This window comes from Pseudomonas sp. P4_C8 (assembly GCF_056401975.1).
On record NZ_JBFUIH010000032.1, the window covers coordinates 1 to 19,441 of the forward strand.

17 protein-coding genes and 1 pseudogene are annotated in these 19,441 nt (G+C 57.1%); 6 read left to right on the forward strand and 12 right to left on the reverse strand.

Going from position 1 to position 19,441, the window contains the following annotated elements:
• The 5 genes and pseudogenes from AC1DWM_RS20000 to AC1DWM_RS20020 form a co-directional block, all read right to left on the reverse strand.
• Positions 1–172, reverse strand: a pseudogene (locus AC1DWM_RS20000) (IS5/IS1182 family transposase); the annotation flags it as partial.
• A gap of 226 nt (positions 173–398) precedes the next feature.
• Positions 399–3,485, reverse strand: coding sequence for an efflux RND transporter permease subunit (locus AC1DWM_RS20005; RefSeq protein WP_477795946.1), 3,087 nt, complete (start codon positions 3,483–3,485; stop codon positions 399–401).
• Positions 3,482–4,603, reverse strand: coding sequence for an efflux RND transporter periplasmic adaptor subunit (locus AC1DWM_RS20010; protein WP_223521039.1), 1,122 nt, complete (start codon positions 4,601–4,603; stop codon positions 3,482–3,484). Before AC1DWM_RS20010 ends, AC1DWM_RS20005 begins: the two co-directional genes overlap by 4 nt.
• Before the next feature lie 175 nt (positions 4,604–4,778).
• Entirely contained in the window at positions 4,779–5,399 is a 621-nt protein-coding gene (locus AC1DWM_RS20015; RefSeq protein WP_477795947.1) for a TetR/AcrR family transcriptional regulator, read from the reverse strand.
• A gap of 241 nt (positions 5,400–5,640) precedes the next feature.
• On the reverse strand, positions 5,641–6,018 hold the full coding sequence (locus tag AC1DWM_RS20020; RefSeq protein ID WP_477795948.1) for a winged helix-turn-helix transcriptional regulator: 378 nt from the start codon (positions 6,016–6,018) through the stop codon (positions 5,641–5,643).
• 101 nt (positions 6,019–6,119) lie between these two features.
• On the opposite strand from AC1DWM_RS20020, the gene AC1DWM_RS20025 reads away from it, so the two are divergent.
• A complete protein-coding gene (locus tag AC1DWM_RS20025; RefSeq protein WP_223521045.1) occupies positions 6,120–6,869 on the forward strand; it encodes an NADPH-dependent F420 reductase in 750 nt (249 codons plus the stop codon).
• A 357-nt stretch (positions 6,870–7,226) separates the two neighbouring features.
• Here AC1DWM_RS20025 and sorB read toward each other — a convergent pair whose 3' ends face one another.
• From sorB to AC1DWM_RS20040, 3 genes are all read right to left on the reverse strand, one after another.
• Complete coding sequence (sorB, locus tag AC1DWM_RS20030) at positions 7,227–7,874, reverse strand: SorB family sulfite dehydrogenase c-type cytochrome subunit (protein ID WP_477795949.1); 648 nt, start codon at positions 7,872–7,874, stop codon at positions 7,227–7,229.
• 9 nt (positions 7,875–7,883) lie between these two features.
• Positions 7,884–9,143 (reverse strand): SorA family sulfite dehydrogenase catalytic subunit, encoded by a 1,260-nt coding sequence (gene sorA / locus AC1DWM_RS20035; protein WP_477795950.1) that lies wholly within the window; start codon positions 9,141–9,143, stop codon positions 7,884–7,886.
• 263 nt (positions 9,144–9,406) lie between these two features.
• Positions 9,407–10,924 (reverse strand): nucleobase:cation symporter-2 family protein, encoded by a 1,518-nt coding sequence (locus AC1DWM_RS20040; RefSeq protein ID WP_477795951.1) that lies wholly within the window; start codon positions 10,922–10,924, stop codon positions 9,407–9,409.
• Positions 10,925–11,179: 255 nt separating this feature from the next.
• Between AC1DWM_RS20040 and AC1DWM_RS20045 the strand changes: the two genes are divergently transcribed.
• Both AC1DWM_RS20045 and AC1DWM_RS20050 read left to right on the forward strand, forming a co-directional pair.
• Positions 11,180–11,461 (forward strand): BrnT family toxin, encoded by a 282-nt coding sequence (locus AC1DWM_RS20045; RefSeq protein ID WP_223521052.1) that lies wholly within the window; start codon positions 11,180–11,182, stop codon positions 11,459–11,461.
• Between the two features lie 3 nt (positions 11,462–11,464).
• Positions 11,465–11,797, forward strand: coding sequence for a BrnA antitoxin family protein (locus AC1DWM_RS20050; RefSeq protein ID WP_477795952.1), 333 nt, complete (start codon positions 11,465–11,467; stop codon positions 11,795–11,797).
• Positions 11,798–11,831: 34 nt separating this feature from the next.
• Here the strand turns inward: AC1DWM_RS20050 and AC1DWM_RS20055 are convergent, their stop codons facing one another.
• The 3 genes from AC1DWM_RS20055 to AC1DWM_RS20065 form a co-directional block, all read right to left on the reverse strand.
• Entirely contained in the window at positions 11,832–12,659 is an 828-nt protein-coding gene (locus tag AC1DWM_RS20055; RefSeq protein WP_477795953.1) for an arylamine N-acetyltransferase family protein, read from the reverse strand.
• Between the two features lie 111 nt (positions 12,660–12,770).
• Entirely contained in the window at positions 12,771–13,565 is a 795-nt protein-coding gene (gene xth, locus AC1DWM_RS20060) for an exodeoxyribonuclease III (RefSeq protein WP_477795954.1), read from the reverse strand.
• A 200-nt stretch (positions 13,566–13,765) separates the two neighbouring features.
• Complete coding sequence (locus tag AC1DWM_RS20065) at positions 13,766–15,172, reverse strand: DUF1254 domain-containing protein (RefSeq protein ID WP_477795955.1); 1,407 nt, start codon at positions 15,170–15,172, stop codon at positions 13,766–13,768.
• Between the two features lie 250 nt (positions 15,173–15,422).
• Here AC1DWM_RS20065 and AC1DWM_RS20070 point away from each other — a divergent pair, with 250 nt between their 5' ends.
• Together AC1DWM_RS20070 and AC1DWM_RS20075 are read left to right on the forward strand one after the other, a co-directional pair.
• On the forward strand, positions 15,423–15,896 hold the full coding sequence (locus tag AC1DWM_RS20070; protein WP_477795956.1) for a hypothetical protein: 474 nt from the start codon (positions 15,423–15,425) through the stop codon (positions 15,894–15,896).
• Between the two features lie 51 nt (positions 15,897–15,947).
• The gene (locus tag AC1DWM_RS20075) at positions 15,948–16,922 is read left to right on the forward strand and encodes an alpha/beta hydrolase (RefSeq protein WP_477795957.1); all 975 of its coding nucleotides are present in this window, start codon (positions 15,948–15,950) and stop codon (positions 16,920–16,922) included.
• On the opposite strand, the gene AC1DWM_RS20080 is transcribed toward AC1DWM_RS20075, so the two are convergent.
• Entirely contained in the window at positions 16,923–18,653 is a 1,731-nt protein-coding gene (locus AC1DWM_RS20080) for a L,D-transpeptidase family protein (protein WP_477795958.1), read from the reverse strand.
• Positions 18,654–18,734: 81 nt separating this feature from the next.
• On the opposite strand from AC1DWM_RS20080, the gene AC1DWM_RS20085 reads away from it, so the two are divergent.
• Positions 18,735–19,439, forward strand: coding sequence for a murein L,D-transpeptidase catalytic domain family protein (locus tag AC1DWM_RS20085; protein WP_223521148.1), 705 nt, complete (start codon positions 18,735–18,737; stop codon positions 19,437–19,439).
• Positions 19,440–19,441: the final 2 nt, after the last annotated feature.

Sequence of the window (19,441 nt, forward strand, 5' to 3'; positions counted from 1 at the left end):
GGCGGCGGCCAGTGCTTTTGGGTAGCGCTTTATCAAAGCCCAGTCGCACCAGGTCCAGCTTGGCGACGTAGATGTCGATAACGCGAACGAGGTGATCCTCAGGGATCAACTCCTCCAGCGAAACCGGGAACAAACTGGTCTGGGTACGGGACTGTCCCTGGATGTAGGCCATAACGAAAAATGCTCCGTATCTTTCGATGCGGAGCATTTTCTTTGATCGCCAGGCAGATTGCTAGGTTTTCACACAGTCTGTTCGAGCGGGTTTTTTCGTTTTGGCGTTCCGTTGGATCTGAGTTCGGGATAAAGGTCAGTTCGATAAAAGGGAGTACCCTTCATGTCGCGCACTACTGCTTCAATCTCCGACGCGGCTTGCCGTTCGGCCAAGCCGCACGTAGATATCAAGCAACATGAGTGTTCGCTGCAAGCTCATGCGCGGACTCAGGCTTGATCTTGAACCAGAGGGAGTACATCGCTGGCAGGAACACCAAGGTCAGCACTGTGCCGGCAAACGTACCGCCAATCAGGGTGTAGGCCAGCGTTCCCCAGAATACCGAATGGGTCAGAGGAATGAACGCCAGCATCGCCGCCAACGCCGTGAGAATCACGGGCCTCGCGCGCTGCACAGTGGCTTCGACCACGGCGTTGTAAGGCGACAGGCCGGCTTGCTTATTGGAGTGAATCTGGCCGATGAGGATCAGCGTGTTGCGCATCAGAATCCCAGACAAGGCAATCAGTCCCACCAAGGCGTTGATCCCGAACGGTTGCTGGAACAGCAGCAGAATTGGCACCACACCAATCAGGCCCAAAGGCGCGGTGGCGAACACCATCATCATTGCCGACATCGAGCGCACCTGAATGATGATGGTCAGCAACATTAGCGCGATCATAATCGGGAACAACGGCAGCAATGCCTTGTTCGCTTTACCCGACTCCTCGATCGCGCCGGCAAACTCAATGCGGTAGCCCGCCGGCAGTTTTTCGATGATGGGCTGCAACTGCGTTATCAAAGCATTGGAGACATCGGGTGGCTGAAGACCTTCAGCCACGTCACCGCGCACGGTTATCGTCGGCGTACGATCACGACGTCGCAGAATGGGCTCCTCCATGCGCACATCCACCGCCCCCACCTGGGACAGCGACACGCGCTGCCCTTGGGCGCCGGTCAGCGTGAAGGCGGCAATTTTCGACGGATCCAGACGCGTCTCTCCCGCCGAGCGAGCGACCACCTGAACCGAACGAATGTCCTCGCGCACCTCGGTGACAGGCACTCCCGTGAGCAGGAATTGCAACTGTTGCGCGACATCGGTCGAGGTCAAGCCGAAAGATTGCAAGCGATCCTGATCCAGCGTGAGATGAAGCGCTGGTGTGCGCTCGCCCAAGTCGGTGTTGACTGTCCTCATCATGGGGCTGGCGGTCATGACCTCGCGCACCTGCGCGGCGATATCTCGTAACATCGCGGGGTCGGCGCCCATCACCCGGAAGGCCACCGGATACGGTGAATAAGGACCAAATACCAACTGCGTCACCCGCACCCGAGCTTCAGGCGCCAAGCCATCGGCCGCGGCTTGTCTGAGGCGGAGCTTGAGCGCCTCACGCTCTTGCTGATTCGCGGTCAGGACGACGATTTTTGCGAAGGATGGATCGGGTAGCTCAGGTGCCATCGCCAAATAGAAGCGCGGCGCGCCCTGGCCAATGTAAGCGGTGACGATCCTGGCCTCTGGCTGCTGAGCCAACCACGCCTCGACCTTGGCCGCCGCCACATCAGTCTGTTCGATAGAGGTGCCGTAAGGCATCTGCACCTCAACCAGCACCTCAGGTCGGTCAGACGTTGGGAAAAACTGCTTGTTGACCACGCCCATGCCCAGAATCGCAACAACAAACAAGCCAACGACGGATGTCGCCACCAGGCCTTTGCGGCGGATCACACTGCCCAGCAGGCGCCTGAAACGCTGGTAGTTCGGTGTACCGTAAATCGCCGCATGCCCGCCTTCGGGTACCTTGATCTGCGGCAGCAGTTTGACGCCCAGGTAAGGGGTAAACACCACGGCCACCACCCAGGAAGTGATCAGCGCAATGCCAACGATCCAGAACATATTCGCGGTGTACTCACCAGCGGTCGATTTGGCAAAACCGTTGGGCATAAAGCCGATCGCCGTCACCAACGTCCCCGACAACATCGGCGCGGCCGTGTGGCTCCAGGCATAAGCAGAGGCCTTGATTCGGTCGTAGCCCTCCTCCATCTTCACCACCATCATTTCAATGGCAATGATTGCATCGTCCACCAGCAGTCCCAGCGCCAGAATCAACGAGCCCAGGGTAATTCGATCGAAGTCTTTGCCCGTGGCCGCCATGACAATGAACACCGCGGCCAGGGTCAGCGGTACCGCCGCGGCAACCACAACGCCGACACGCCAGCCCATGCTGAGAAAGCACACCAGCAGCACCACGCCCAGGGCAGCAAAAAACTTCATCATGAACTCGTTGACGGATGCGCCGATGTTCACCGCCTGATCCGTGACCTTGGTCAGGCTCATGCCCAAGGGCATCTGCTCATTGATCGCTATCGCCTCAGCCTCCAGCGATTTCCCCAGATCCAGACCGTTCCAGCCATCGCGCATTACCACGCCGAGCAACAATGCCGGCTCGCCATTGTTGCGTACCAGGAACGTCGCAGGGTCCTCATAACCGCGCTTGACCTCAGCCACATCGGACAACTTGAGGGTTCTACCCTGCACCGTCAGCGGGGTATTACGAATCTTCTGCAGGTCATCAAACGCACCATCCAGGCGGATAAAAACCTGTGGGCCCTTCGCTTCAACTGAGCCGGCCGGAGTCATCATGTTCTGCGTGTTTAACGCACTGAAGATGTCTCGTGCGGAAATACCTAGTGTCGCCAGACGCTCATACGACAGCTCGACAAAAATGCGCTCGGCCTGTTCACCAATGATGTTGACCTTCTTCACACCCGCCACATGCAACAGACGCTGGCGCAAGCTCTCGGCTTCGCGCACCAACAGGCGTTGCGGCTCGCCCTTGGCCTTGAGCGCATAGAGCGCGAAGGTGACATCGGAATACTCATCATTGACCATCGGGCCGATCACCCCAGACGGCAACCCCTTCTGCTCATCCAGAATTTTTTTGCGCGCCTGGTAAAACTCCTCCTGGACGGCTGAGGGCGGCGTGCTATCGAGCAGATAAACCGTGGTGAATGCCAAGCCGGGCCGGGTAAAGGTCTCGGTCCGATCGTACCAACGCAGTTCCTGCATGCGTTTTTCCAGTTTTTCTACCACCTGATCTTGCATCTCCAGGGCCGTCGCCCCAGGCCAGGCGGTGACCACCGTCAATTGTTTAATGGTGAATGCGGGGTCTTCCGCACGCCCCAGTTTGAAGAAGGCGTACAACCCACCCACAGAAATCAGCAGGATCAAAAACAGGGTGATTGAGCGCTCGCGTACGGCCAGCGCCGAAAGATTGAAGCCGCTCATCGACTTACCTCAACCACTGAATTTTGCGGAGCATCGGCGAGTTCAGTCCTGACCTTCTCTCCCTCACTCAGCAAGTGAGCACCCAATGCGACAACACGATCACCCACCTGCAGATCACCCGTCACGCGCACGCTGGCCTCATTATTCAGGCTGCGAACTTTGATCGGGCGCCATGCCACCTGCTCCGGTTCCCCGCCCACCACCCAGACCCCCGGGCCTTTACCGGCGTCGTAGAGGGCCCCCATGGGCACCTGTAATTCCTTGGCATCAGCAACATCCGTGTCAGCGATAACCACTGAGATCGTCGAACCCAGGGTGGCGTTGGAGAGCGCCCCCTCCAGCACATAACGCGCTTCAAACGTTCGGGTCTGTCGGTCGGCAGAGTCGGACAACTGGCGTAAACGCGCGCTACCTGCAGTCTGGTGCTGGCCGTATAACTCAACCGTCGCCGCCGAGCCCAGCGCAGGACGTAACGTCTCGGGCAACTGGATCACCGCCTCGCGCTGCCCTGAGTGGGCAACACGCACCACCACCTGACCTGCGCCAATCACCTGTCCCGGCTCAGCCAAGGTGTCCACCACAACCCCATCAGCATCAGCCAATAACGTCGAATAACCGGTCGCGTTTTTCGCCACATCAGCCTGGGCTTGGGCAGCGTTGAGTTGGGCTTTCGCCGAGTCGGCAGCCGCTTTGAACCCTGCGTAAGCTGAAGCAGATACCGCTCCGACGGACACCAGTTTACGGTAGCGAAGCTCATCATCGGAGGCCTGCCGGGCTCGGGCAATAGCGGCCAGCACCGCTTCCTGCTGCGCCCTCGCGGTCAGCGTCAGATCGTTGGCATCGATGCGCATGAGTGGCTGCCCGCGCTTGACACTCTGCCCAGAGTCCACCAAGCGCTCCAAGACTTTCCCAGGCACCCGAAAACCGAGATCGCTCTGAACTCGAGCGGCGACGATACCGGTGAATACCCGTGCCGCAGGTGCGGAAGGTTGAACTACACCAATGCGCACCAAGGGCATCTGGAGACGAGGATCTGCAGGCGCGGCCTCGTTGCAGGCCGTCAGGGCAAACGGCAACAAGCCAATGAAAATGAATGACAGGCGGGGGCGCTGGATCATAGAGACCTCTAAGTAGCGGATGCCCTATGCTTATTCAAGTGACCATTTCTGTCAATAGTCACCATTTAAGCAAATGCACGCCACCCTGTTGATCAGAGCAACGCAGAAAGGCTAGAGATCCGGTTTTAAAGGCGCGCACGTTGATACGGATGGCAGCCCATCCGTCAGCTGCGGCTTAAGGCATTAGGCTGCGCAGAACAAGATTGGAGATGAGCGAAGGGGCTTCTTCAACAAAATCGAGGTTGTACTGCAATAGCAGAGGATTGATGTAGGGCCGCAGAGCAAGATGAATCGCTTCTACTGTCTCGTCCAACGGTGTCTTGCGTTCAAACTCGCCGAGTTCTCGCCCCTCACGCACGATTTGCAACACGAAGTTCTTGATCTGAGCGTCATAGACTTGCGAGCTCGGCCAGCGCTCCGACGCAGAGAACGCCGCGATGTCATAGAGTTTACGGTCGTTAAAGAACAGGCTCACACCGGTAGCGATCAGGGTTTTGACCAATCGCCGAAAACGCTCAGTTGGCGAGATGCCGTCTGCATTGATAGCCTGCTCCACAGCTGCAACGATTTCCGTCAGGCAATTGGTACAGATAGCGTTACCAATCGCCTGCTTGGATTCAAAGAACTTGTAGATGTAAGCCTTGGAAAAACCGATGGCCTTGGCGAGGTCAGAAACCGTTGTTTTGCCGTAACCGTACTGACTGAAATGCTCGTTGGCCGCCGCGACAATCTGGTCTCGAATGTCGTGATCGGCTGGGCCGCGGGCGCTGGGAGAAGAAACGGATGGCTGGTTCATGCGAGCAGCTTACGCATCCCAAAGCGGGTTGACAACTTGTGACCAAATTGCAATATCGTCACAAACCGTCCAGTCCGAAGGATGTTTGGCCGTCTGCACCGAGGTAAAGAAGCCGCCTTCGCCGGCTATCGGGCCTCGCAAGCCGGAGCAATTGCCAAACGTCTAGCAGTGGTCGCGTAACCGGCCGTTTTTTTTAGGTTTATCGGCGAGTGCCTCCTCTCAGCCCGAAGATTCTACGTCGCTAAGTGGTCTCGACGCGCTTTGCATCGTGCTGGTGACGGAGTTCGGCCCAGTCGATAAGCGCTGTCATAGTAGGGGCAAGTGCATGACCAAGCTCTGTCAGGGCGTACTCCACCCGCGGAGGCACCTCTGGGTAAACCGTTCGGTGGACGATGTCGTCTTGTTGGAGCCCCTTCAACTGCTGGATAAGCATCTTCTGCGTGACATCGGGAATGAGCTTCTCCAGTTCAGAGAATCGAAGCGGCCGGCCTTTGGCGGCCATCAGCTCATTGATGATGACGATCTTCCACTTCCCCTCCAGCACGCGAAGCGTAGCGTTGATGGCGGCAGACCAGGCCTGACGCCGTAATGGGTTCTCACATTCCCACTCACGATCCATCGATACTTACCTTTTGGTGTGTTACAGACAAAAACGTCGGTTCTTGCGAATTTTGCAGCAGCGATAATATCGTATCTGGACTTTGAATCCTTGGAGGGACTATGAAAATCGCTATCGTTGGAATCGGATCTATCGGCGGGAACCTTGCCCGTCGACTCGCCGCTGCAGGCCATGAGGTCCGCGTGGCCAACTCCCGCGGAAAGGCTGCTGTGAGCAGTTTTGCTAAAGAGGCAGGCGTCATCCCCACCGACCTCGAAGATGCCATCGACGGCGCTGATGCAGTGATGCTTGCCATCCCACTACCCGCAATCGCAACGCTTCCAGAAGACCTGCTGGCCGCATTGCCATCCTCGGTTCCGGTGGTCGACACCAGCAACTACTATCCAGGCCTGAGAGACGCGCAGATCCCCGCATTGGAATCTGGTCAAACGGAGAGTGTCTGGGTCAGCGAGCAGCTCGGCCGACCGGTCATCAAGGCCTTCAACAATCTTCTGGCTTACTCGCTGGAAAATCTTGGTAAGCCGAAAGGGTCGGAAGGTCGTCTGGGAGTCGCCGTCGCTGGCGACGATGCCCGTCAGAAAACTCTCGTGATGAAGCTAGTCGATGAAGTTGGCTTCGAGCCAGTCGACAGCGGAAGCCTCGAGGATTCGTGGCGCCAACAACCATGCACTCCAGCGTACTGCTGCGATTACACCGCTGATCAAATGCGTCCGGCGCTGGCCGCCGCAGTCAAGGGAGCCGCAGCGCAGAAACGAGAGGAGCTTAATACGCGTTTACCTGAGCTCTTCGCCAAGAATCCTTCCCACGTCGACGTGGTGGTATTTAACCGGAACTTCAACGCGGCCAACTGAATTCCTCGTCACCGATCCATTCGTAAGCCATGGTGGATGGATTGCGGCACGCCAATGGTTTCTTATGCAACGGTCCTGACAGTCCTTGCGGTGCGAGTGCACCCGGCCAAGCTCATCGACCCCGTCGCCTCCCCTATGAGGGTCCGCTTCGGGTCGAGGCTGTGTAAAAACGCTTTTGGGTGCTTGCAGTAACAGATATCGGCCTGAAAGCGGTGCTTCTGCGTGAATTATGTGTTTGTTCAGCCACCTTGCAAGAGCAGAGGATAAGCGCGGACCTTAAAAACGTGCATGCGTTTTTACGCAGCCGATACAGCCGTCAGAGAGCAGGTTCCCGGCTCAGATGAGCCGGGACTGAACTTACTGCTGCAATATAAACGTAGTCAGGGTTTTCAGATCGTCCGGGCTTAACTGCGCGAAAGGCGGCATCGGGATTTCCCCCCATTTGCCGGCACCACCATGCTGAATGCTGGACGTTACCTTGGCCAGCGCCTGCGGGTCATTGGCGTACTTGGCAGCCACATCGTGATAGGCCGGGCCTACGACCTTATGATCGATCGCGTGGCAGGACAGACAGGAGTTGTTCTGGAGCAAAGCCATGGCATCGGGTTTTGCGACAGGCGACGCCGGGGGTTGGCTTGCCGTCGGGCTCGAGGCCGCCTGCACATCGGCATCGCTCGTATGAGCACTACCGTAGGTCACCGCAAGGTAGGCGCCGATCATGCTCACATCCTGATCGCTGATCGGAGCTCCATACACCTTCTGCATCTTGCCCGCTTCTGCCGTCCATTGCGCCAGGCTCATGCCAGGAGGCTGGAAGTTGATGTAATCGGCAGAGTGGCAGGTGGAACATTTCTGTTGCGCCAACTGATAACCAGGCAGCGCATTGGGCTTGAGCACAGCCGTTTCCGGCGGCAACGTGATCGACAGTGGCGCTGCACTAGCCAGCGTAGCCAAACAAACCTGAGCCGCGCACAGCAAAGTGGTCATGCGTTTCATGAGTTTCATGCAGGCCCCTCAGGCGACAGTCACGTGGCTGGTTTCTACGACATTGCGGCGGTAGCCGCCAGGGTTCCAGTCGGCTCGCAGCGGTTGCGTCTCGCCCGCACTGTTACTGGCTCGCACCATCAATTGTGTGGCGCCCTTGCTGGTAAAGGTGATCGGCAGCGTCCACTCACGGAAGGAGAAACGGCCAAGGTCCTGCCCAAGCTTGGCTTCGCGCCAGTTTTTTCCGCCGTCGATCGAGATTTCCACCTTGTTGACGCCAACACCGCCGTCGAACGCAATGCCCTTGAGCACCACGTTTTTTTTCAGCGGCAACACATCGCCATGTTTAACGCTGGTGATGAAGCTGCGTATCGCCAATTTGGAAATCGGTTTGGTTTGTGCCGCAGTGGTGCCGGGGGTGATGCATAAACAATCGTTGTCCGGAAGGCGGTAACCTTTCGCCATGAAGAAACCATCGAAGGTATGGTCGACGACTTCGATCTCATTCAGGTGTTTGACCCAGTACGTGCCGAAATAGCCTGGCACTACCAGACGTATCGGGTAGCCGTTGAGGAACGGCAGATCGGTTCCATTCATTGACCAGGCGATCATCGGTTCACCGTCCATGGCATGGCTGATATCCAGGGCCTTGATGTACTCCGGCGTGCTTGGCAGCACGGGCTTATCCAGCCCACGGAATGTCACTTGCCTGGCTTCGGCTTTCACACCGGCCTTTTCCAGTACCGCCTTGAGTGGTACTCCCACCCAGCGGGCATTACCCATTGAACCATTGCCCAACTGAGCGCCAAACACACGCGGCATCGAGAAGCCACGGCTATTACCCGAACACTGATTGACGGCCACCACTTCTACCGGTTCGGCGAGACCCTTGAGTTCTGCCAGGGAAAGCGACAGCGGCGTGTTAACCGCGCCCTTGATCGTCAGACGGTAAGTATCCGGATCGATGCTGGTAGGGAAATTGGCCAGGTGGTAACGCACGAAAAAGGCGTCATTCGGGGTGATCGGCCCTTCGTTGAAGACAGGGAACGGCGTCTCAAGGTGCGGTGGGCGAGCGGTCACCAAGGTCAACGGGCGCTTTTGCGGGTATTGCACCAGCGGCCGTGGACCAGCAGCAAAGGTTACTTCTTCGGCGGTTTCGTCGGCCGTCTTGGTTTCGTCGGCTGCCTTGGCGAGGCTTGCCAATGGAGAGGCCGCCACTGCCAGGGTGAAGACATCGCGTAGAACGCGCCGGCGACTCGGCTTGCTGTTATCTATAAAACTGAACTTCATTCTGCGCTCTCTATAATTGTTTTACTGAGATGCAACTGACAGCTCTCCCCCGCCAGGCTTGATGTGTAAACGGGGTTTCGCAGGGAAAACCAGTATCGTCACGAGCACGCCGACTGCTTTTCATTTGACGTCAGTGACTTCACATTTGATGACAGTGGCAGCCGAAGCCCGCTTGGTCAACTCCGTCGCCAGAGCGCAATTCGGACAATAAAAAAGGCGTCCCCAAAGGACGCCTTTTTCATATTGCCAAGACTTGAATGTTGTCAGACATGCTCACTGCTTTTCGCATGCGCCGCACGCGGTTCTCCATGTCCGTGGTCCATCTCCACCACCGGAATTTCTTTCCCGTCGCAGTCATGCAGCTTGCCTTCGCTGAAGTAATCCCCTTCACGCAACGCTGCCAGATCCTGATAACGCAGCACACGCTCAGTACCAGCCGCGAACACCGACTGCTGATCCGAGTTACCGGCCGTGAGGTGATTGAAGGTCAGGTTGAGCACGATGGCCATGATCGCCGAAGAGCTGATGCCCGAGTGGAAGATGGTCGCGAACCAGCTTGGGAAGTGGTCGTAGAAGTTCGGTGCAGCGATAGGGATCATACCGAAACCGATGGAGGTGGCGACGATGATCAGGTTGACGTTGTTGCGGTAATCAACTTTGGACAGCGTACGAATACCACTGGCCGCCACGGTGCCAAACAGCACGATACCGGCGCCGCCAAGGACAGACGTCGGCACCGCCGCGATGACCCGGCCCATGAAGGGCAGCAAGCCGAGAATCACCAGAAACAAACCACCCGTGGCGACCACGAAGCGACTCTTGATCCCGGTCACCGCCACCAGCCCGACGTTCTGGGCGAAGGCGCTTTGGGTGAACGAGCCGAAGATCGGCGCAAACATGCTCGACAGCATGTCGGCGCGCAGACCATTGCCCAGGCGTTTGGAGTCGACTTTGGTGCCGATGATTTCACCGACGGCGAGGATGTCCGCCGAGGTTTCCACCAGCGTTACCATGACCACGATGCACATCGACAGGATGGCGGCGAAGTGGAAGGTCGGCATGCCGAAATGGAACGGCGTCGGGAAGCCGAACATCGGGCCTTCGGTAACAGACGAGAAGTCTGCCATTCCAAGGAACACCGCGATGACCGTGCCGATGACCATCGCCAACAGAATCGACAATCGGGAGATGCTCGCGCTACCGATCTTGCTCAGCAGCAGAACCAACACCAGTGTCACCGCCGCCAGACCAATGTTCGCCATGCTCCCGAAGTCTGGAGCGTGGCTATTGCCGCCCATGGCCCAGCGTGCAGCCACCGGCATCAGCGTCAGGCCGATGGTGGTGATCACAATGCCCGTGACCAGCGGCGGGAAGAACTTGGTGATGCGCGAGAACACCGGCGTGATCAACAAGCCTATCAACGATGCGGCAATCACCGCCCCGAGAATCGACTGAAACCCGCCCTCCCCGCCACTGCTGACAATCGCCACCATGGTCGCGACGCCAGAGAACGATACGCCCTGCACCAGCGGCAACTGACAACCGAAAAACGGTAAACCAAGGGTCTGGAGTAACGTCGCCAGCCCCCCTGCAAACAATGAAGCAGCAATCAACAAACCGATGTCCGCCGGCGAGAGCCCGGCCGCCTGACCGATGATCAATGGCACCGCGACGATGCCGCCGTACATGGTCAGAACATGTTGCAGGCCGTAAGCCATATTCGCGCCGATCCCAAGGTTTTCATCCTCGGGCCGTTGGTGTGAAACATGGGGCGTTTTCATGGTTGGGGGGTTCCCTGGTTTTTGTTATGCGCACACTGTATTCAAAACACAGGACAACTGTCTATAGAGTTGTATACAACTTATCATTCAGATTATGACCAGTTGTTCATTTCACCCTTGGCTGTGCGGCTTTCCTCCCCTCAAAACTTTTGAAATACATCGTGACGCGGCCCTTCCACATTCCCCACTAGGCTTTGGCATTCCCAGCGACCGCCGGCACGGTCGCCTCTCGCTTATACATATAAAGTATGCATAATGAAGCCATTCGAAATTCAGTTTCACAAGGCAAAAAACGCAGCCAACAAATTAAAGCACCAGGGCATCAGCCTTTCAGAAACAGAGCCGGTTTTCTGTGACGAGCGAGCGCTTACGCTTCAAGACCACCACCATGATGAACAACGGTGGATCATCATGGGGATGGATGCCAAGGGTCGCTTGTTGGTCGTTGCGTATACCTATCGAGATCCGAATTTCGTTCGAATCATTTCCGCGCGCATCGCTACCAAAAACGAGCGCCGACGGTACATGGAGGATTGACCGATGAAAGATGAATACGACTTCAGCAATGCCAAGCGTGGGGCTGTTGCCTCCAGCAAAGGCAAAACCAGAATCACCATCATGCTCGATGATGCCGTCATAGAGGCGGCTCGTTCACTCGCCGAGAGTGAGGGATTTGGCTATCAGACAGTGATCAATAACACCTTGCGTCAGGCACTGCTCAATCACAGGAAAACAACCGCCGAGCTCGACCAGCGTGCCGCTTTCGCGAATGCCGGACATTTCAAAGAAGGGATAACCGCCTCCGAGCTGAAGAACCTCGAAAAAAAATTATCCGAGGTTCTCAGTGAAATTCATCGAGTGATGGCGCCTTGAGTTATCCCCCTGTGGAGTCTCAAAAAACGCTGGCTCAGTCTGGGCGGACCAACTGCTCAAGCACTCGCTTCAAACCCACATGTTCCGGCACCCGGATCCCGAACTCATCCTTCAGCAACCCGATCAGCTCATCCACATCCACCACCTGCCGCCGTTCGCTTTCGCGACCGACCCGATGTATTGCAAAACTGCCGTTGTTCAGCGTACGGCGCCAGCCCTCCCCGGTCCGGGCAACCATCAGTTGCCTGGCAAACGACGACTCGGGATGGGTCGAGACGTACCAGTTGCCGACGGTGTAATCGATGTCTTCCTGGCGTTGCAGGTCGAAGATGTACATCGCCCGCCACTCGCCGCCGACGTTGGCGCGCAGGGTGTAGCCGTCTTCATGCCGTTCAATGCGATACGGTTCATGGGGGGTGAGTTGTTCGGCTTCGGTATCGAGCATCAGCGGTGCAGTAGGGACCATGCCGCCGAAACCGACGTCAGTGATGTAACGCACGCCGTCCAGCGTGACCAGGCTCAAGCGGTGCGTGCGAGCGGTCCACGCGCCCTCGCGCTGGCCCATCACTACCCGGCCGGTGATGCCGTGAGCATCAAAGCCTAATGCCTGGAGCAACGCCAGGAACAGGTTGTTGAGCTCATAGCAGTAACCACCTCGACCGTCGTACAGGACTTTTTGCTCGATGGACGGCAGGTCAATCAGCACCGGCTCGCCCGACAACGTGGTGAGGTTTTCGAACGCGAATTCACCGGTGTGGCGCAGTTGCAGCTGGCGCAGGGTTTCCAGGGTCGACGCCGGGGGCGCGTCGAAGCCCAGACGCTGTAGATACAACGCAAGGTGGGTCAGGCGTGGCTCGCTCATTGCTCAGTCCTTATGCATGGGCCGCGGATCACTCCGCCGATGGTCGCCATGTATAAGGGATAAAGCAGTGCAACTGACAATTGATTTCGCCAATCACCGCTCTCATCAATGTCAATGTCGCTTGCGCGAGCTCACACGAATCCACGTCGGCGCGTGATCACTGGCATGCGGTTCATTGCGTACCCAGGCATTGACCCCCGCCTCTTGCAGATACGAACTCAGCGCCGGGTTCAACAACAGGTGATCGATGCGCAGCCCGGAATTTGTCTGCCAGTGCTGTCGGAAATAATCCCAGAACGTGTAAAGCCGATCCTGCGGGTACAGATGGCGCAGGGAGTCAGTCCAGCCCTGATCCAGCAAGCGCTGATAACACTCGCGGCTTTGCGGTTGTAGCAACGCATCCTTGAGCCAGGAACGCGGGTTGTAGATGTCCAGATCAGTGGGCACCACGTTGTAGTCACCCGCCAGCACCACCGGATGCTCGCTGCTTTGCAGATCCTTGGCATAGGCGATCAGCCGCTCGAACCACGCCAGTTTGTAATCGAACTTCGGCCCCGGCTGCGGGTTGCCATTGGGCAGATACAGACACCCCACCAGCACGCCGTGCACCTCCGCTTCCAGATAGCGACTGTGGGTATCCGTGTCGTCACCCGGCAAACCGCGTCGAATCTCCAAAGGTTGCGCATCTCGCGCCAGGATCGCCACCCCGTTCCACGACGACTGGCCCTGCCAAATGGCGCCGTAACCGGCCTCTTCAAGTTCCGCGACTGGAAAGGCCGTGTCGACCGACTTGAGCTCCTGCAAACACGCGATGTCCGGTTTCTCGCGTTCTAGCCACGCCAGCAGATTGGGAAGACGCGCTCGCAAGCCGTTGACATTGAAGGTGGCGATTTTCAAGTTCTTCATGGTCCGACGCTCGCTACGGATTGGCGGTATCCAGTTGTGTCAGGAGTGAGTAAGGACAGTTGCCGTGGCAAACGCTGCAGGCGATAAAAGGTACCGGGGCGGCTGGCGGAGGTGCCGGGGGTGCCGGGATTGGAACCAGCAGCGGAATGAATAAAAACAGGCCATGAAGCAGTTCATGGCCTGTTTTCGCTACCCGATCGTCACAGTCGTTTGACCGGGGGCGGGCTCCACTTACCGGTCAACGCCTCGGATTTCGGGCCGTACAAGCGCATGGTCAAGTTGAACGCACCTTTGGGGGCAGGAAGCCAATTGGCCTCAAGGTCTTTGCCGGGGCTTTCATTCTGGAAATAAATATCCAGCGAACCGTCGGCATTGGTCTTGAACGGCATCCAGCTACTGACCGCAAAACGGTTGAGTGTATTGCCCACCTGGAACCCTTCCGGATCGTACAACGTGATCGACCAGAAAGCGTTCACCGGTGGCGCTTCACCCTTATCGAAATGCAGCACGTACTTGTTGGCCCCATCGAGTGGCTTGCCTTGGTCATCGCCCATGTTCAGCGGATAAATGGCATCCTCGGGCAAGTTCGCTCCCAAACCGACCTGCGCCACGATCGCGCGCTTAAGGTAGTAGTTGCCATAGACGCCCATGGTGTCGGTGTTCATCGACCAGCCGTTGACCACAGGAGCGAGCGAGGCAACCTTCCACTTCATCAGCGTTTGCGCTTCTTCAGGCGCGGTTTGCAGCGCGGCTTTAACGGCCGGATCCAGTGCCTCGATGTTGAACGATTTTCCCACCTCGATACCGATGCGTTGCATCTGCGCCAGAATCGGCTGGTCGGTGAGATGAGGCGGATTCATTTTGAGCAACTCGGCGGCGTAGGCAAAATAATTGGCCGCCGACATCGTATCAACCTGAATCTTCGGCGGCGTTTTCATGTCCACCGTCGGGTCGATTTTCACGGTGACCGGTTCAGCTTTTTTACCCAGCAGCGACAATGGCGTCACGGTGTAGCCCGCCTGAATCTTGTGCACCGCCGCATAGTCGGCTTCCCCGTCAGTTTTGGTCCGACCGATGATCCAGACAAAAGTCGTCGGTGCCGGTAAATGACTCAATCCCACCGGCACCGTTCCGGTCCAGCCCGGCGGTGTCACCAGAAACTGACTGGCCTGGGTGCCAGTCGTGCGCCAACCGGGCGACGCGAAAACGTCGCTCCACATGTCGAGCATCGGCAACAGATAAAAGCGCCCTGCCGTGTCCGGCGCGGAAATCACCAATGGCTCTTTGGTCAAGTCGAGCCAGGCGATGGAATACAGCGTATCGAAGTTCGGCCGCACCACACCTCTGAAACTCGCGGGCGGGTACTCTGGCACACTCACAAACATGTTCATCGGGCCTTTACCGAACTCCTTGCCGGGTTCGATATTGGTGAACTGCTTGCGGGTGATGTCCATGGTCAACAGCGGATAAAAATACAGGTAGGCTTCAACGCCGATGGCATGCGCTTCTTCGGGCGTGACTTTCGGTTGAGCCTGGCTGGCCAGGGGAAAAACGGCCGCGGCCGCAAGCGTTAGAGCAACGGCTGTCAATGCTTGAGTAATCCACATTTAGGCGATCGTCCTTGCAATGGGGAGCGCTGCCGGGGTCGGCAGCTCTAACGGAACTCTAGACGATCGATTCAGCAAGAACTGACAGGCGGACGACCGGTTGTCGGGGTGTTGCCGGCCTGAAATAGCACTGAATGGTCGTTAATGCGCCTGGACATCGGAATGAATTGACCTGTGGATATGACCCAAGGCAAAACCCGATAACGCTGAAGGAGCTACGATTACTCTTACATCATGATAAGGAATCGACATGAGTAAGGCAGACGAGCTCGCCATGAAGTTGAAACACACTGGGGCTACCCACGCCGATCAGGCGATCGATAGCTGGCCGAACCAGGTTTACGAACTGTATCGCCAGATCGAGCACTGGCTGCTGCCGCTGACGGAGGTCGGCCTGGTATTGCGGCACAACCCCACACACGTTTTCGAGCGCGATCCGGAGGGGGAAACGTTCAACTATGCCATCGACCAACTGGTGATCGAAGGTAATGACCATACCCTGACTTTCGACCCCGTCGCGCGTTTCACCGAAGATGGCGAGGGCCGCGTAGAGATTCACTCCAAAGGCAAAGAGCTCGCATTGCTGCGTACCGTCGGTGAGCATGGCGAAACACATTGGTGGTTACAGGTCATTGAACAGCCAGGACAACAACTGGATGCGGTTGCGCTGACGGAGAACAATCTGCTTTCGGTCGTGCAGGAAGGTTTGGAGCTTTGGGACTAACCTTCTATTCGACCCTCGACTGTGTTCGACCGACAGCACAGGACAACATGCATGGACAGTTTTGTTTTGGGCACACGCGCCAAGGTTTCTGGGCAGAACAGGTTTGGTAATCGCACCGGTGCCGTTTCATATTTGAAAGTGTCCAGTGCCGCCACCGAACCCACCCCTTCAGATCAGGTAAGTACCGTCAAACAGTGGTTGGACCTGATCGTCCTACAAGCGAACCCTCCAGGCACCAAACCCGGAAAAGAACTGGATATTGTTTTTTTCGTTCATGGCTACAACACCGATTCAAAAGAAGCACTCAAGCGCCAGCGACTGGTCGAGAGCGAACTGAAAAAACGCAAATACAACTGCATGGTGATCGGCTTCGACTGGCCAAGTGCAGGCAGCGCTGAATTGTATCTGTATGACCGCTCCGAAGCGCAGGAAGCCGCCACGTTGTTAGTAACTGGCGGCATCATCCCGTTTGCCAACTACACGCTAAAAGACTGCCCCATAAACATCCATATCATGGCGCACTCCATGGGCGCCTTCGTGGTGCGTGAGGCGGTACGCGCGGTCGATAAAACTCGCAATGCGGACCTGGCCAATGACTGGCGCATCGGTCAACTGGTGTTGTTTGCGGCAGATATCTCCTCCGAGTGCTTTGAGCTCAACAACTCGGACATGATTCCGATCTTCAACCACTGCGGCCGACTGACCAACTACTTCAGTGGTTACGATGAAGCGCTGGCCGTTTCAAATGTCAAAAACATAGACATCAGCTCGCGCGTCGGACGCGCTGGCATGCCGATTGATACGCCAGCGCACGAAAAGGCCGTCGATGTTGATTGCGGACCGCGTTACAAGGCTGTCCCCAAAAGAAAATTCAAGATCATCGACGGCATGATTTCCCACTCCTGGTACCTGGAGGATCCGGTCTGGTACGACGATCTCGCCTATACCCTGCAAGGGCAAGTTGACCGTAACTCCATTCCGACCCGGATCTGGGTCAGTAAAAATGACTTTATCTTGAAGACCTGACTACCTGCCCGCCCCCAAAGCCGCATGCAAATCCAGCACCGGCAATGGCGAAGGCCGGTTCAACGCCCGCAACACCGGCGCATCGTAGCCATACACATCTGGCTTGAACGCCACTCGCCCGCCACTCTCCAGATCCACCGTCCAGTACGCCAACAACACCGGCACTTTAACCGGAAGCGAGATGTTCTGTGTCTTGCCATTGGCCAATTGTTTTTGAATGCCGGCGCTGTTCCATTTAACCGGGTCGTTGAACAACAGTTCCACCAATTGCAGCGGGTTCTCTACGCGGATGCAGCCCGAACTGGTCGCGCGCACAGTTTTGGCAAATAACTCGCGGTGCGGTGTGTCGTGGAGGTAAATCGCATAGTCGTTGGGGAAGCGGATCACCACCTGGCCCAGCGAGCTGTCAGGGCCGGCATCCTGGCGCAGGGTGAGCCCGCGCGGATTGCTCCAGTCAACGGATGACGGTTCGAGCACATTGCCTTCTCGATCAAGTACGCGTATCCGGTTGTTGGCCAGATAGTCTGGATTCGCCTGAACTTTCGGTAGCACGTCTTCCTTGAGGATCGTCGGCGGTACAGTCCAGGTCGGGTTAAACGTGATGTAGGTGATCTGCGCCTGAAAAATCGGTGTATTGCGAGCTGCTTTACCCACCTGCACCCGAGATCGCCAGATCGGTTGGCCATCGCGGTACATCGCCACCTTGTAGCCGGCGATATCGACGATAACAAAAGTGCCCTGCAGTTTATAAAGCAGCCAGCGCGCCCGCTCCATGTTCACCCGCACCTGGTCGATGCGCGCCTCAACAGGCACATTCAGCGCCTCCAGCGTAGTTGCCCCCGCCACACCATCCGCGCCAAGGTATTGCTCGGTCTGATACTTCTTCACCGCAGCGGTGACGGCACCGTCGTATTTCGTGTCGCGGCCCAATCGTGGATCAAGAAAGCCTGCCGCGACCATCCTCGCACGCAGCTGTGCGACAGCGGGTTCGTCCATGCCGGGCTTGAGCGAATGGTCTACAGCGACTTTCGGCCAGCCGCCTCTGTCCCGAACACCGCGCAGTTGCGCCAATGCCTGACGCAGACTCTTGTACACCGCTTCTTGCGGCGGTGCCTGTGCAAAAGCACTCGCCACGTCGTGATTGTCGAGTGCCGCGAAGAAGGCGTTGAAGTCGTCACGGGGGGCGACGCCGTTCGAGTCAAAATTCCAGTGATTGTCGAGCCGCGACGGGTCGACCTTGCCGCGCCGCAACTGCTGCAGCGCAGTAATAAAGGTGTGGGTGGTTGCGATATCAAAGGCTGCCCGCTGCTCAGTCGTGGCGGTCAAGGCGAGTACTGAAGGCTGTGTCCGGACAATTTCTTCAATATGGAAATCCGCCGGGTTCAAACCGTCGGCCTGCGTGTCGTTCAAGCTTTTGATCAACTGCGCGACGTCGCTGTCATTCGACCACGCCGCGCGATAGGCACGATGGGTATAAAAATCCATGACCAGACGGCTGACATCCACCCGCCGATAGCGCTTTGAAGTGAGCAATGGCGGAAACGCGGTTTTCATCGGCGCAAGTGTTGCCTGAATCGTTTGAGCGACGTTGTCGTCCGGTGCAGCGTCCATAACGGCGCTCGGCGCAGTTGCCGGCTCAATCGGCGAAGTTTCGGCAACCGCTGCACCGCTGATCAGAAAGCCCATAAAAAGTATGCGGCTTATGACGAATAACCTTGTTAATTGCACCATAGATAATCCTTAATCTCCCGCATTCACCAGCTAGCTTCCCACGCACTGCTAGACTCGCACTTAACATGATGAGACATCCATATGGCGTTACTACGTTTCGGCCTTCCAATCGCGGCCCTGATACTGACTGCAATGTCCGTACCATCAGCTTACGCCGATTCGCTTGCCGCCGCCCTCGTCAAAGCAGCCCCCACTGCCGACGCCAAGGTCATTGACCTGGCGGTCCGCGCTTCAAAATGCAGCATTGCTCAAGGCGCAGCCCCTGTTCAAAGGCTTGCAGTCATCGACTATTCCCTGCCTTCGACTCAACAACGGTTGTGGGTGTTCGATCTAAAGAAACGCAAGTTACTGTTCCATGAACTGGTGGCCCACGGGCGCAATACCGGCGAGAACATGGCCGTTAACTTCTCCAATAAAAACGAAAGCTTCGCCACCAGTCTCGGCTTGTACCGCACGCAGTCAAGTTATGTCGGGCAAAACGGCTACTCGCTGCGCATGGAAGGCCTGGAACCGGGGTTCAACGACAACGCGTTTGACCGGGCGATCGTGATTCACGGCGCACCGTATGTCAGCCCGATGCTAGCCCGCGTGAATGGCCGGATTGGCCGAAGCCTCGGTTGCCCGGCAGTCAGGCCGGCGATTGCGCATCGGCTGATTGATTCGATGAAAGATGGGCAGTTGTTGTTTTCTTACTATCCGGATCAGCGTTGGTTGAAGAGTTCTTCTTATATCAATTGCGGCAGTGAAACCGTCGCGTCGGCGGCCAAATCAACCATCCGCAAGTAAAT